This is a genomic window from Burkholderia sp. BCC0097 (genome assembly GCF_902832985.1).
Taxonomy (GTDB): Bacteria; Pseudomonadota; Gammaproteobacteria; order Burkholderiales; family Burkholderiaceae; genus Burkholderia; species Burkholderia orbicola.
On record NZ_CADFDM010000005.1, the window covers coordinates 147860 to 162778 of the forward strand.

General features: G+C 69.3%; 11 protein-coding genes. 6 read left to right on the top strand and 5 right to left on the bottom strand.

All coding sequences use genetic code 11. From position 1 onward, the window contains the following. Positions 1-93 precede the first annotated feature (93 nt). From HWX07_RS18150 to HWX07_RS18165, 4 genes are all read right to left on the bottom strand, one after another. Positions 94-4743, bottom strand: a complete 4650-nt coding sequence (locus tag HWX07_RS18150) for a hypothetical protein (protein WP_175877204.1) — start codon at positions 4741-4743, stop codon at positions 94-96. A gap of 235 nt (positions 4744-4978) precedes the next feature. Then, complete coding sequence (locus HWX07_RS18155) at positions 4979-5203, bottom strand: hypothetical protein (RefSeq protein ID WP_175877205.1); 225 nt, start codon at positions 5201-5203, stop codon at positions 4979-4981. Positions 5204-5341: 138 nt separating this feature from the next. Further along, entirely contained in the window at positions 5342-6232 is an 891-nt protein-coding gene (locus HWX07_RS18160) for an HNH endonuclease (protein ID WP_175877206.1), read from the bottom strand. Positions 6233-6468: 236 nt separating this feature from the next. Then, a complete protein-coding gene (locus tag HWX07_RS18165; protein ID WP_175877207.1) occupies positions 6469-8247 on the bottom strand; it encodes a DUF5906 domain-containing protein in 1779 nt (592 codons plus the stop codon). 953 nt (positions 8248-9200) lie between these two features. Here HWX07_RS18165 and HWX07_RS18170 point away from each other — a divergent pair. The 5 genes from HWX07_RS18170 (at position 9201) to HWX07_RS18190 (ending at position 13805) form a co-directional block, all read left to right on the top strand. Beyond that, positions 9201-9392 carry a hypothetical protein gene (locus HWX07_RS18170; RefSeq protein ID WP_175877208.1) on the top strand — a complete coding sequence of 64 codons (192 nt, stop codon included), beginning with the start codon at positions 9201-9203 and terminating at the stop codon, positions 9390-9392. Positions 9393-9482: 90 nt separating this feature from the next. After that, positions 9483-10139 (top strand): hypothetical protein, encoded by a 657-nt coding sequence (locus tag HWX07_RS18175; RefSeq protein WP_175877209.1) that lies wholly within the window; start codon positions 9483-9485, stop codon positions 10137-10139. Positions 10140-10587: 448 nt separating this feature from the next. After that, positions 10588-11784 carry a hypothetical protein gene (locus HWX07_RS18180; protein WP_175877210.1) on the top strand — a complete coding sequence of 399 codons (1197 nt, stop codon included), beginning with the start codon at positions 10588-10590 and terminating at the stop codon, positions 11782-11784. A gap of 76 nt (positions 11785-11860) precedes the next feature. Further along, the gene (locus tag HWX07_RS18185) at positions 11861-12610 is read left to right on the top strand and encodes a hypothetical protein (RefSeq protein WP_175877211.1); all 750 of its coding nucleotides are present in this window, start codon (positions 11861-11863) and stop codon (positions 12608-12610) included. Between the two features lie 142 nt (positions 12611-12752). Next, complete coding sequence (locus tag HWX07_RS18190; protein WP_175877212.1) at positions 12753-13805, top strand: hypothetical protein; 1053 nt, start codon at positions 12753-12755, stop codon at positions 13803-13805. Positions 13806-13962: 157 nt separating this feature from the next. Here HWX07_RS18190 and HWX07_RS18195 read toward each other — a convergent pair whose 3' ends face one another. Then, positions 13963-14313, bottom strand: a complete 351-nt coding sequence (locus tag HWX07_RS18195) for a hypothetical protein (protein WP_175877213.1) — start codon at positions 14311-14313, stop codon at positions 13963-13965. A 176-nt stretch (positions 14314-14489) separates the two neighbouring features. Here HWX07_RS18195 and HWX07_RS18200 point away from each other — a divergent pair, with 176 nt between their 5' ends. Next, complete coding sequence (locus tag HWX07_RS18200) at positions 14490-14849, top strand: hypothetical protein (protein WP_175877214.1); 360 nt, start codon at positions 14490-14492, stop codon at positions 14847-14849. Positions 14850-14919: the final 70 nt, after the last annotated feature.

The window sequence follows — 14919 nt, forward strand, 5'->3', positions numbered from 1 at the left end:
GCGAACGGGAGCGATGGGCACAAAAATGCCCCGGGGCGAACCCGGGGCAGGGGCCCTGCCCATGCCGGACAGGGCGGGAGGAGACGTTGCGGATCAGCGGCGGCGCTCGTACTCGTCGTCGAGGCTCAGCTTCAACTCGCGGCGCTTGCCAAGATCCTGGGCAGGGCCCGTCTGGGTATGGCTCACGCCTTGCGCCTGATTCACCGGCGGCAGGCCCAGGCGTGCACGCTGCGCGGCTTCGGCCTTCGGACCACGCAGCTCGAGGCTTTCCCACAACTGCTTCGCCGCGTCGCTGTTCTCGCGGACACGGTCGTTGTGCTCGTGGACCTGCGGGGCCAGCGGCTTGTTCGGATCCACCACGATGGGCCCCGCGTCCTTCCGGTCCTGCGTGGCAGCGCCACCGGTCCAGGCCATGAGGCTGTCCAAGGCCTTCGCGGTGCCGGTGACCTGCTGCTGCGGCGCTTGCACGCCCGACTGGCCCGGCGGCAGCAGCTTGGCCTCGCGCTCGACGATGGGGCGCTCGGCCTGCTGGGCCGGCGCGGCGGGGGCACCCACCACGCGGACCGGCTCGCGATCGCCACCCGTCCACGACATCAGGCTGTCCAGGGCCTTGGTGGTGCTGGTGGCGTCCTGCTGCGGCACGTGCGCGTCCGACTGGCCCGGGGGCAGGAGCTTGGCTTCGCGATCGACGATCGGCGCGGCGACCTGCTGCTCCTGCGGCGCGCGCTCGGCCGGCGGGGTGGTGGCCATCAGCGGCGTGGCTTCGACCGGGCGCAGGTCCTCGGCCTTGCCCACGCTGACCGTGGACGGGGCAACCGCCTGCGCTTCGGCGACGGGCTGGACCGTCTGCACCGGCTCCACCGTGGTGGCGGCAGGCACGAGCGTGGCCTGGCCCTGCTCACCGCGACCCTTCTGCTGGTCCTGCTCGGCGTTCTGCGCCTGGGCCTGGGCCCAGGTGTCCAGACGTGCGGCGAGGCCACCGTTCTGGCGATTCGGCAGGCGGGCTTCGATCGGCACGAGCTGGTGGCCGTGCTCGCGCACGAACGCCTGGGTCTGCGCTTCCAGGTGCTCGTGCAGCGCTTCGTTCACGAACGCGCGATCGTCGGGCGAGATCGGGCCGCCCATCGCGTTGTTCAGGCGCGCACCGGCGGTCATGTGGTTGATGGCCGGGCTGGTGGCCCCGTCCAGGCTGTTCGCCTCGCGGTTCCACGGCGCGACCCCTTCGACGGTCTGGCCGCCCATGGACATGCTGTACGCGACCCCGTGCTGCGTGAAGCCCTTCACGTTGATCGAGTTGAACCCTTCGTTCAGCACGTCGGCGTTCAGCGATGCGGCCGGCGCGTTCATGGCGGCCTGGATCCCCGCCTGGCGCTGGGCCTCGGCGGAGAGTTCCTCCTGGGCGACGACCTTGGTCTGCTCGGCCGCGGCGCTGGCCAGGGTCGTGGTCGACCCGGTCTTCTGGTCGCGCGCCATCGGCTGGTAGTGCTCGGGGTTCTGGACGCTCGCGTCCAGCCACGATGCCATCCGCTCCTCGACGGTCAGGGCCACCTCCTGGCGGATCTTGCCGTGCAGGGCTTCGTGCGCCTCGCGCTGCTGGGCTTCGTGGGCGACGAAATCGTGCGGGGCGGCCGACCAGGTGGACTGGGGCACCACCCGCTGCTCACCGTTGGCGAGCTGGACGGTCTTGGGCTCGGTGCGGTACGCACGCAGTTCGACCGTGTCGCCGATCTGGACTCCGCCGACCTCGATGGCCTTCGCCAGGTCCTTGCCCCAGACGGTGTGCTTCTCACCGTCCCGGCCTTCCACCACGGCGAACGGGGAGGGCTTGGCGCCTTCCCGGTCCTGGTACGGACGGACACCCTGCTCGAGCAGCGTGCCGCGGGCGTAATGCTCGCTGGCCGTCCGGGCGTAATCCGGTTGCGGCACGAACGGCAGGATGCCCTGGGCCGCGGCCAGCTCCTTCTCCTTCGCCTGGTTCGCCAGCGCATCGTGCTTCGCGCGCTGCTGGGCGTCGTACTGCTCGAAGTTGTGCGGACGGGCGCTGAAGTGGACCGCCGTGGCGGGGTACTCCTCGCCGGTCTTCTGGTCGAGCTTCATGTAGTTGGTCGTGTCGCCGCGCAGCTCCACGGTCATGCCGGGGAGCACGTTGCCCTCTTGCAGGGCGCGCGGAACGTCGTGGCCGTAGATGCGGCGCACGTTCCCATCGCGGTCCTCGATCGACGCGTACGGCATCGGGTCCTGGCCGTTGATCTTGAGGTCGTCGACCCCGTGATCGACCAGCTTCCCGCGGGCGATGACCACCGCGTCGGTCTTCTGGTAATCCGGCTCGGGCACGAACGGCTGGGCAACGGCCGCCTCCTGGGCCTTCTCCTTCGCCTGGACCTTTTCCAGCTCGACGCGAACGGCGTTCTGCGCCTCCTGCAGCTCGTGGACCTTGGCGTTCTTCGCGGCGACCTCCTCGGCGTGCTCCTTCGCGATCGCGGTGCGGATCTCCTGCGGCGCGGTGAACTCGCTGCGTTCGAGCGGGGTGACCTGCAACGGCTTGAACCCGATCATGGACCGGCGGCGGCCCACGATCAGCTCGCCCTGACCGGTCATCAGGGTCATGAACAGGTGGCCCTCGCTGGGCACGGTCCCCAGGACGGACGCGCCGACTTCCTTGCGCGCCACGAGGCGGCCGTCCTCGCGGGTGTCCTCGCGCTTGACCCAGTTGTACTGCTCCTGCACCGTGGCCCCGCTGCTCAGGTCACGGTCCGGGTCGGTGATCGGGTGACCGTGCTTCACGTCGTAGGCGAACAGGGCCCCGAAGGCCTCACGCGCCATTTCGCGGTTCGCCGCAACCTGGTCGGGCGTCCCGCGGAGCAGGGCGGAACGCTCAGCGTTGAACGACGCGTGCTCGGCGGCCTTCACCAGGTCCAGGCGGATGGTGTCCGGCCCGGTGCTGTTCATCCGGCTGACGTACATGGCCTCCTCGTGGGCCTTGTACGCGTTGTCCAGCGCCACGAACGAGTCGGTGCGGCTGGTCCCTTCCGGGAGCGCCTTCACGAACGCTGCGGCGTCGAACAGACCCAGACGCTCGCCCTTGGCGTTCTTCACGAAGCCGTCCGGGGCGTCCTCGCGCGGGCTCATCGCCACGTTGTTCGCCGGGTCGGCGTAGCGGGCACGCCAGGAGTCGTACACGGCCACGCCCCACTTGCCCGGGTAGTTGTCCCACGGACCGGTCGGCACGCGCTCGGGCGCAGCCACCGTTTCCGCAGCCTGGGCGGGAGCACCGTCCGGGGCCTTCGCGGCCGGGGTGGTGGTGGCGGTGGCGGTGGACGTGGACGTGGACGTGGACGAGGCGGCAGGGGCCTGGGCCTGCTCGACCTGCTCGGCTGCGGCGACGGACGGCGTGCTCGACGGGGCGAGCGACGGCGCGGCCGGTGCACGCGCGGCGACCGGCTGGGCGGTCTGGGCACGCTGCTGGGTGGTGGCCTGGGCCTTCGCGGGCGCCGGGGCGGTCACGCCCAGCGTCTTCTCGACGGCATCGTTCACCATCTGGCGGCTGGGCAGGTCGGTGGGGGCGAACACGGCGGCCAGGTCCTCCTCGGCCTGCTGGCGCGCGGCGTCACGTTCGGCGGCCGGCAGGTGGTCGACGAACGGCGTCAGCGCGTCGAGCAGACGCGCCTTGAACCCCTGTTCGAACAGGTCGGCACGGGTGATGCCGTTGGGCACCTCGACGCCCGGGGCGATGACCTCGTTCTGGGCGGCGATCGCGACGTCCAGGGCCGACTGGCGATGCTCCGCCGTGGGCAGGTTACGTTCGTACGCGTAGGCGCTAAACGCCTGCCCCGTCGGCGTGTTGTCGAACCGCTCCAGCAGCTCGTCCTGGCGCGGGGCCACCTCGTGCCAACGCAGGTCGCGGTCCTCGGCGGCTTGCATGCGCTCGTCGAGCTGCGGGGTGAGGTCGATGCCGGAACGCTCTTCGAGGAGGCCCAGCGCGTGCTCCTCGAACTGCTGGTAAATCGACGCGTCCGGCGTATCGACCGGGCGGGTCTCCCACACCCACGCCACGGCGTCGCGCACGACCGACGTGCGGTGCTCGTCGAACAGCGCGCGCTCGTCACCGGTCAGCCCGGCGGCCAGGTCGGTCAGCAGGTCTTCCGGCATCTTGTCGGTGATGTTGTGCAGTTCCATCGCGTAGTTCGACGGCCACGATTCGGGCGCGTCGACGTGGAACTGTTGGGAGAGGGCGATCGCTTCCGGGCCGCGCCATTCGAGCCCTTGCTCCTGCACCACGGGCTCGAGGAACGTGTGCGAGATCGTGTGGTGGAGCGTGTCCTGCAGGCGATCGGGGACGGTGTGGGCCAGGAAGTGGCCAATGGTGTCGGGGGTCGGGCGTTCGTGCAGCAGGTTCCCGCGCAGCGCTTCGGCCTGGGCCTTCGTCGCCTCGGCGTTCAGGTCACGGTCGAACGCCTCCGGGCCGTCGGTGTAACGCTGGCGCAGCCAGTCGGCAGAGGGCGAGGCCTGGAACCGTTCCATGTAGCGCTGGAACTCGGCCTTCGACGCGTCGCTGGCGGCCATGGCCGTCAGCTCGAACACGTCCTGAGCGCTGGACTGCTCCAGCGGCTTGGACGCGGCGGGCGCCGGCGCGGTGCGGGCGGTTTCCACGGCGCGGAACTCGCGCACGCGGCCCCACAGGTTGCTCACGCGTTCCTGGACGGAACCGAAAAGACCCGGACGGGCGTTCTGCTGGTCGGCCATGCTGTCTCCCCCTGTACTGTACGTGGCGGGCGCGCGAACGCGTCCGATCACCCCAGGGTAGCGGCTTTTCGAGCGGGCGCAAGCCCTGGGGGCAACACGTTGGCCCGTGCCGTGGCACGGCTTAAAATCCGGGGCTCCAGATGAAAACGAGGGGGCATGGCGCCCCCTCAAATCGCAACGCTTCACCCCTGAAACGTCGCGTCCCCTTGCTCTTCAGGTCGGCCCGGCGGGGCGGTCAGGCAGCCCACTGCCCGTAACGCTTCCCCTGGGCTTCACGACGCCAGGCCTGGCGGTTCGCGGCCTGCTCCCGTTCGTTTTCACGCACCGCCTGGTGGCGGGCCCGGTTCCCCTTGGGCGAGCGCAACATGCGCTGCACCCCGTAGGCCTCGGCGAGCTGTTGAATACGCTGCTTCGTCAGCAGGCCGTCGTCGTCGAGACCGTCGAACAGATGGGCGGGCATGTCAGGTTCCTCGCTGGTTGTGGGGCCGTGCCGTGGCACGTCTTGCATACCTTCAACCTAGCGGGTCAAACGCGCCTGTCAAGCGCCTGGGGCGACGAAGGGTCGACCACCGGAGGGTGGCCAGCCGTCGACGGCGGATCAGTCCTCCGCGTCCACCTGGGCGGCGAGGAACTCGTCCAGGTGGTGGCGCAGGTAGACCGCCTGGCGCTTCGTCGGTTTCTTGCGCAGGCTGGCGGGTACGCCCACGAGCGCGCGGTCCTTCGGCGTCAGGAGGTCGGACACCAGCATGTCGCCGGTGTCGGGATCGAACGCGATCAGGTGGTTGTCGAACAGGCGATCGAGGTTGGCGATGAGCGGCAACCCGTTGGCCGGGTCCAGGCGCTGCTCGTCGTTCGAATCGGCCCAGGCCATGGCGTGGGAGGCGATGAGGAGGGCACCGACGGAGCAGCCGGTGACGGCGCAGGCACCGCCCCATTGGGCGAGCAGCCCGGCGCGGTAGCGGCCTTGGCCCATGCGCGCTTGCACGAGCGCCTGGCGTGTGGTGGCCTGGTCCGGGTTCGGGTGCCGGGCGTCGATGTCCGCCAGATCGCGGGTGAGGGTGGGCTGGACGTCCGGCCGGGCGAGGAAGTCGTCCACCGGGACCAGGCGCTTCACGCGCACGTAGACGTCCCCGTTGGCCCGGCGATCGACCCCATCCAGCTCGCGCAGGGTCTCCCCGTCGTAGCGCTTCGAATCCGCGTCCCCCGCCTCCTGGCCATACCGCAGGACGGCGAAGGTGGGGCGCCCGGCTTCGAGGTGGGCGATGCTGCGCTTGCGCTCCGATCGACCGATGGGGGCTTTGCCCTTCCCGGAGCGCACGGGCGTCCACACGCGGATCGACATTCCATCGGACCCAGGCTCTACCTCTTTGAACCAGAGCTTCATCACCACGGTGTCGGTGGTGTCGTCGATCCCATCCCAGGACGCGCGACGGACAGCGAGGCGCACGCCCAGGCTGTCGAGAAACTGGTTGATGCTCGGTGTTGCCATGCTGCCCCCGGTGGTGTGGTCTCGGTCTGGTACTGGTCATCGCCGACCGGTGGTCCGGCCTGGCCTGGCGATGATACCGGAGGGCACCGGACCCTTCGGGGAAACCGCCGGGGCTCACGCCCGGCACCCGAACACCGCGGGCAGCGCACCCCGAACATCGCCGTGGGCCTGGGGCGGGGCCCATGCGAAAAGCCCGGCGCTGGGCCGGGCTGGGAGGGAGGAGAGGTGGGGCTCGCTTACGCGGCCGGCGTGTTCGTGGCCGGCACGGTGGCGGGCGCGAAGGCATCGAAAGCGTCGTCCGGGTTCATCGTCACCGGCGGGAGCGGCTTCTGCACCAGCATGGCCACCCCCTCGATCACCTCGACCTGCAGGCGGAGCTGGTCGATCACGCCACCGATCACGGCTTCGATGCGCACCTCGTCGAGGCCAACGGCCAGCGGCAGATCCTTGACCACCGCGGTCAGCGCGTCCGCCTTGATCGGACCGTCCGGGGTGCCGAGCGCGGCACGCACGGCCTTCACCGAGTCGTTGATGCACGCTTCGAGAGCGGCTTGCTTGGCCGTCTGCGGCGGCAGGTCGTCCATGCCGTCACGACCGCGGCAGAAGGGCATCACCCCGTCGATGCGCAGGCGCATGAGGCGCGGGCGGTTGCCCAGCTTGTCCGCCGGCGCGCGGCGCGCATTGTCCGGCGAGTCGATGTCCACGCCCATGGGCAGCAGGTAGGTGCGGGCACGCTTCCAGAACTCCGGAGCGCCCAAGGCCTTGCCACCGTTGGCGAGCGTGTAATCCTTGTACGCGGTGTACAGGGCCTGCTTGTCCGTCCACACGTCCGGTTCCTGACGGAAGTTCACGAACTCGAACCAGTCCAGCGTGTTGTCGTTCGAGCGGCGGATCGTGAGGGCATGTTGGCGCGCTTCGAGCGGCACGCGATCGTCCTCCGGGAACCCGAACTGGCTCAGGTGGACCAGCCCCTTGATGAGCCACGCGACCACGCCGGCCATCTCCTTCGGGCTTTCGATGATCTTCTTGTCGAGGTCCGCGATGCGGTCCTTCGGTGCGATCGTGCGGTTGAACGGCACGTTGGCGATGCGGCGTGCGAAGCCGTACGACATGTCGGTGAACCCGATGGTGTCGTTCATGAGCAGGATCCAGCGGGCGCGCAGGGCCACGGTCAGGGGCACCTTGTTCTTGCGGTTGACCGACACGAGGTCACCGGACACGTAGGCCTTGAACACGCCCTCGCTGATCGGCTTGCGGCGCGAGGGGGCTTCGGCGACCGTGACGAGGGTGGCGGGGATCAACGGCTCGGCGTTGAAATCACCGTCGAGCTTGCCCAGATCGAACGCCACGACGTTCGCATGGATCGCGGCGATGACGCTCAGCAAGACGCTCTTGCCGTTGCTGCCGGAACCTTGCCACCACTGGCACTTCTGGTAGTTCGTGCTGGAGATGGTCGAGGCACAGCACGCCCCGAGGTAGTCCTGCATCTCCGGGGACTGGATCGAGTTGAGAAACGTCCCGAACATGCTGGACGGGTCCAGCGACGGCACGGTGTACGTGCCGTCATCGGCCACGTGATTCCAGTCGATGGTGGCGCGCACGGCGTGGGTGGCCCCCAGATCGCGCGACGGCTTGTGCGCACGGACCACCCCGGTGGGCAGCACTTCCAGCACCCCGTTCTGCATGGGCAGGAGGATGCCCGTGCTCGCCGGGGGCACCGGCAGGAGCTTGGTGCCCGAGAGGCGGGTCAGGGCCGTGTCGACCATCGAGCGGGCCGTGCGACGGCTGAAATGCTCGGGGTCCTCGCGTTCGAGGACGTTCAGCGCGTCCTGCTCCAGCGCGACGTCGCGCTGGGCTTCCCAGTACACGCCGTTCCAGCGGAACAGCTCCGGCACCTCGCCCTTGCCAACGGCGAGGTCCGCGTCCTTCGTCAGCTTCTTCGCGTAATACAGCTCGATGGACGCCTTCTTTTTCTTCGGCTCTTCGGTGCCAACGCCCGGGAGGTTGAATGCCATGATCGCGTGTCCTTTGTTCGTGCTCGGTTGGTACGCGGAAGGCGTCCCGTGGGACCACCTTGCCGCTCAGGACGAAGTGTCGAGGGGCGACCCCCTGGGCCTGAGTCGCCGGACCGTCATCACCTGGACGGTTCGCGACTCACGGCCGGATCAGCCCGGGCACGGGCTCACCGGACCGGGGCTGTCCAGGGCGTCGACGGACGCCGTCCAGGGCCAGCGACCGCCAGGCTTGGACCGTGCGGTGGCACGGAGGCCCGGCGGGGCAACGGTTCGGCGGGCACCGACCAGGCGGTCCAGGGTGTCCGGGTGAAAAGCGGGTGCTCGACGAGCACGGGAAACGGCGACGGGTTCCCCGGTCGGCGCAAAGGTCACCGTCTCCCATGGACGGCGACCTATGGGGTTTCTTTTCTGATCCCGTGAGGAAAAGCCTGGACCGCTTGGACCGATCCCCGCTGAGCACCGTGGGGCGGTCCCTTCGGGCTGTCCAGGCATCCCGGCGATGGCCTGGTCAGACCTGGACCAAGGACCGGGCGAGCCCGGACAGGGCACCGATGGTTCCCGTAAAGCCTCACCACCGGTCGAACAGCAACCCGTGCCAGGGCACGGGCTTACCCCGTCCACCCGCTCGCCGCGAGGCGTTCCATCTCCCCAGCAACGGCGCTGCCGACGTCCCCGTTTTCCCCGTTCCCGTCCTTCCCCGCGACCATGCCTCGGGCCCGACGCCCGTCAAGGCGCACCAGGCCGTGTTGCTGCGCGGCCCGCACCACCTGGCGCTCGAATCCTTGACCGTCCCCGTGCCCTTGGACACCCCGTCGCGGGACGAGAACTCAGGAAAACGGCGGCAACGACGCGAGGCACGCAGGCTCGACGGAACAACGTCAACGGCCAGGTCAAAAGCGGGCCTCCAAGCTCGGAGCCGGTCAGCTCAACGGCACCACCACCAGGAGAAGGTCATGTTTCACAGCTTTGGTTATCGCGGTCACACCATCCACATCGCCATCCCGGATCGCAGCAGCGTCGAGGAGATCAAGGTCCAGCTCCACAAACCGGGCGGGGGCTTCGACCTGGTGCCCTGCAAGACCCTCCTGGGTGCGAAGCGGCGGATCACCCAGCACGTGCGCCGACAGGCGGGTGGCTCCAGCTAAGAAGTGCCTTGGCACGGGTTGACAGGGCTGCGAAAGCTGCCAAGTTGGTCAGCGAGGCCTCGCCGAGGCCCCACCACTGGAGGAGTACCCATGATCCGCAAGACCCTGACGCTGGCCACGCTGGTGGCCATCGCCGCCCTGGCCGGCTGCAACAAGGACGCCACGGAGGCCGGCGCGACCGCCGCGCCCGCAGCCGACACGAGCATCACCAGCGCACCGAGCGCGTCCGACGTGCAGGCGGCGATCGGACCGCAGATCGCCGACGACTTCTGCTGGACCCAGGCCGACAACGGCAACCCGAGCTGGCCCGCACCGGTGACCCCGGCGCAGTTCCATCCGCAGACCCGTGCCGTGCTGAACGCGCTGACCGCCGACGGGATCGTGGACTACGCGGGCACCAGCGTCCAGCCGACGGCCGCCGGCAAGAAGGACATGGCCTGGTGGGACGCGAAGCGTGGGGCGTGCATGGGCACGGCGACGGTGACGAGCGTGAAATCCGTGCGCCTGAACCACGGGAACCCGCATGCGCCGGACGGCTCGCTCGACGTCACGTACGAGCGGACGCTCACCCAGGTCCCGGACTGGGCGAAAGCGTACTTCGCGGGCCACGTGGACCTGAGCGGCCCGACGGACGTGCACGTCACGCTGCTGAAGGACGGCGCAGCGCCTGGCGGGTACCGGATCGCCGGTGTGCTGGTGGCGGATCCGAGCCAGCCGACCGGGTGGCGCGAAGACAAGGCGTATTGACCCGTTCTGGGTCGTGGCGGTGCTGGGGAGCGCCGCGGGTTAAACGCTCACCGACCGGTGGGCGTTTCCCGTGGCGGCCCGGACAGGGGTTTGAGGAGTTGCATTTTGCGTCATCGAATGATCTGAGGTGTTGTGTTCTACCGTGCGTACCCGTAAACTCCCGCCAACCGGGGCCAGCACAACGAAGCACCGGGGCAACCCAAACAGCATCACGCATCACCATCGCGCAACCGCGGCCAGGGCAATCGGCACCGCGGCTTGACGACGATCGGAGCCTGGACATCAACGCACCGGCGGCATCGGGGGTGCCCCCAGGCGGACGAAGAACGGCCCGTTTCAGCCCGACGGCACCACGGTCAGGTTGAATCGGCTCAACCCAGGACGTGCCATAGCACAGCGCAGGCTGGGCGGATGGACGACAAAAAAACGTAGCTCGAGGGACCAACGCATGAAACGCACAACCCATCGCGGGACCACCGCGGCCGGCCTCACGCTCCTCGCCCTGGCGCTCGCCGGGTGCGGCGGTGGTGGCGGGGGCAACGGCAGCAGCACCAGCAGCACGACCACCGGTACCGGCTCGACCACGACCAGCAGCAACGGAACAGCCCTGCTGGCGGCCTACACCCCGCCGGCGGACATCGTGGCGGACGTCCAGACCAACTACACGGGCCCGGCGTTCAGCACGTTCAACAGCGGGCTTGCGTCGAACTGCGAGAACCCGTCCAAGGTCAGCAGTACGGTGATCGTCACCCCCAACGCGGTCGTGTTCTCCGCCGGGGCGTCCCTGAAAGCGCAGGAGCTGGCGGCCGATCTGCTGGAACAGGCGATCCCGCAGATCCGCACGGCCCTGGGCCTCCCATCGACCGGCGTGGCCTTCGACGGGCAGAACAAGATTTCCTTGTGCGTGGACCCGACCATGGGGCAGAGCGCCAGCGAGGTGGGCACGAGCGTGGTGGGGCAGACCGGCACCGGCGTGGGCCCGGTGATGCAGGTGATGGCGGCGGACAGCCCGTCGTTCGACCAACGCTACCCGGGCGCGACCAGCTACACCGCACCGGTGGGCCAGTCCTACGCCGACCTCTTCGTTCACGAGAGCACCCATGCGGCCATCTACTCGCTCACGGAGCCGTTCCAGGGCGTCCCGACCTTCTTCCAGGAGGGCATGGCCACCACGATCAGCCACCTGCCGCTGGCCAGCAAGGCGGACATCCTGGCAGCGGTGCAGGCGTCGGACCTGTTGAGCCCGTCGAACCCGAACACGGACTTGGGGGCGGCCTATTCCGCCTACGAGGCCACGATCCAGTACCTGACCAGCTCGGCCAGCGGTGGGCTCGGGGTTCCGATGACCAGCATGCCGGCGTTCCTGGCCACGTTCAAGGCCAAGGCGGAGGCGGCGTGCGATCAGCCCATCCCGAACGGGCTGATCCCGACGGCGTCCCAGACCGTGGGCCTGCCGCCGGGGCAATACAACACCTGCGCCTCGGGCCCTGGGGTGGTGACCCCACCGCTGACGGCGGCGTTCGACGCGGCGTGGAACGCGACCTTCAAGGACACGAACGGGTCGCCCTTGCTGCTCTACACGAGCGACGGCCCGAACAGTTTGGAGGCCACCATCGGCCAACGCTTGAGCAGCTTTTTGCCGTGACGGGGTAACGCGGTGAGGCGGCACCCGGTGGGGACCGCCCGGCGCGAGGGACCAACCAACAAGAAAGAGGGAAACGATGAAGCACCACGTCTTGCCCGTCGCTGCGGCGACGGTTTTGTGCGGCCTCCTGGCCGCGTGCGCGAACGGTGGGCCGGACGTCAACGGCTTCGTTCAGAAGGCCAACAGCGCGGTCGAGAACGCGATCAGCAGCGTGACCGGGGGCGGTGGCGGCAGCGGTGGCGACGTCACCAACGCGGCTGGCCCGGTCTACACCCCGATCGCCGGCGGGAACAGCTTGCAGGGCTTGTTCGGCGGGCAGAACCAGCAGCTCGCGAACTACGGGAAGATCGCCTACCCCCGGGTGGCGCTGGAATACCTCTCGTACGGGGCGAGCCAGCCCTGCTGGAAGGTGCGCGCGACCATCTGGGCGAATCCGAAGCGCTCGCACGACGAGACGTTCCAGGTCTGCGACGTGCCGATCGCGGTGCGGGACGCCGTGGGCCAGGTGGGCCAGCTCAACCCGCAGGCGATCGTCGACAAGATCGACCAGACCCGGGCCCCGATCAACGTCCCGAACACGGGCGACGAGCGCACCCGTGGGCCGTTGCCGCCGTTGCGCGCCATGAGCGTTCCGCTGACCAACACGGGCCCGATGTTCCAGGCCAACCCGTTGCAGGTGCGCCTGGACGCGATCAACGCGCGGATCGCGTACGTGGCGAAGTACGTCCCGCTGGGCGACACCGGCGCGATGAGCGTGGTCAGCTCGGCGTTCTACGACTACCGCGTGTGGATCTGGCGTTTCGACCCGGCGGGCAACCGCGGGTGAGCCGCCGGTCGGTCGTGCGGTGGCGCGGTGCAGTGCCCGGGGCCGGAGGCCCGGTCCCGGCGACCCCGGTGCTGACGCCCACGGGCGCGGGCCAGCAGGTTTCGACGCAAGGCGTGCCACGGCACGACCAAAGGACAAGAGCATGAGCAAGTTTCAGGAAGAGATCGCGCAGGCGATCCAGAACCAGGACTGTTATTTCCTGGGCGACGCGTTGCCCCCGGACTGGTACGCCGGGTTCAAGCTATGGCTCCCGCTGGCGGAGGCCGACGACACCAAGGCGATGCTGAACGTCGGCTACTGCCTGACGTATGGCAAGGGCGCGGACGAGGACCGGGACGCTGGCCTGGTCTGGTACCGGCGCCTGGCGGACCTCGGCGATCCACGCGGGATGCTCGCCCTGTATTTCCAGTTGAAGGGCGGCAAGCCCGACGAGGCGGAGGCGTTCTTGCAACGCGCGGTGGCGGCCGGGGACGCTCGTGCCAAACGGGTGCTCAGCGACCGGGAATGGAAGCGGGACGAGCAGGCGCGCAAGGCCCGGGAAGCGGCCGAGACCCAGGCGCGCGAGGCCAAGGAGGCGCAGCAACGTCGGGACGCGATGAACCGTTCGGCGTCGGTGGTCGCCGAGTTGAAGGCGTTGTTGGAGCGCGGCGACAACGAGGGCGCCCGGCGGCGGGCGGAGCAGGCGGTCCAGGAGGGGCTGACCTGGGCCGGCTCGGTCGTGGCGGCCACGTCGTTGCAGGTCAGCGTCAGCCGGACGTCCCGGAAGCGCTACACATCGTTGAAGGGCGCGAGCACCACGGTGCAGGTGACGCCGGGGGTGTACAGTACCTCGCCGGTCGTGACCACCCACAAGGAATACACGTACAAGGGCACGCTGACCAACCCGACCGCGTACCCGGTGACCATCGACCTCTTGGAGCGCAGAGGCTCGCGGCTCGTCCCGGCGGGGGGCACGGTGGAGATCGGCAAGGACGACACCTTGTACGAGAAGTGGCCCAACGAGTGCACCCTGTCGCTCGACGACCCCGTGAAATCCCGGGTGACGATGACGCTCAAACGCGGCAAGACGGCGCGGGCCAGCAGCGGTGGTGGTGGGGGCAAGGTCTGGAAGATCGTCGGCACCGTCGTGGCGCTGTACGTCGCGATGCGCATCTACCACGTCTGGGTGCTCTACCAGCACTGGCACGGCCACTGATCGACCCACCGGGCCTCCGGCGAGGGGTGCCAGGGCATGGCTTAAGATGGTGGCTTCGAAGGTGTAGCACCGTACCGCGCACGCTGGCCCTCGGACCGCGCGGTGTGATGTTGGACGGCCCCCTGGTGGGGCCGCTTTTTCGTTGACAGCCGGGGCATCACCACCCGCGCGGCGGGAGCCAATCCCGGGAGTGCTGGTTCAGGAATCGGCGGGTCCGGTAAAACGAGCCCAGGGTGGTCAGCGGCAGCGTCACGCCGCGTTCCTGGGCGACCTTGCGGGCCAGGGCCTCCATCTTGGGGGTCGGCGCACGCGGCCCGAAGATGAAGAACGGGTGGCGCAGGAACTGTCCCGTGGCCAGGTCGGCCCGGGCCTCGCGGCTGAACGGCGCGCGCAGCAGGGTGCGAACCAGACCGACGATCGCGGTCATGGTCCAGACCCAGGCGAGGAACAGGAAGGACACGGCGATCAGGGCGCCGATCACGATGGCGATGAGGTCGATGGCGCTCACAGGCTCCTCCTGGTGGTCCGGTTGGGTTGGCGATCGTCCGGGACAACCTAGCGGGTTCCGCAGCGAAGTCAAGCCCGTGCCCTGGCACCACTCGACCGCTTGACGGACCTGCACGACCTGCTAGGTCTCGGGCATCGGTCCACGTTGAGAGGCCGGAAACGAGGAGGAGACCTGCGATGCGGCTGTTCAAACCCATGGCCCTGGCCACCACGATCGGGATCTGCGCGCTGACCGGGGGCGGTGACGCCAACGGCAGCACCGGCTTCACCCTTCCGACGTCCCTGGCGGCCGTACGCCAGGACGCGACGGCGGTGTGCGACCGGATTCCGGGCGAAGCGGGGCAGGCGGGCCTGCCGGCGTTGGGCGCGCTCTCGAACGGGTGCTACGACGCGGTGGCGTTCGTGAACACGAAGCTCGACGCGGTGCTGGGCGACGGTGGGTCCGCGCTGATCGTCCCGGACGACGGCGGCCCGATCCTCCTGCGCGTGGCCACCATGACCGAGGGCATCGGGGCCCGGGTACGCAACGCCCGGTAAGGCTCGGGCCGGCCGGGCTCAAGGGGAGGTGCTGGACGAACAACGGGGCGAGCGGTCGCCCCGTTTTGCA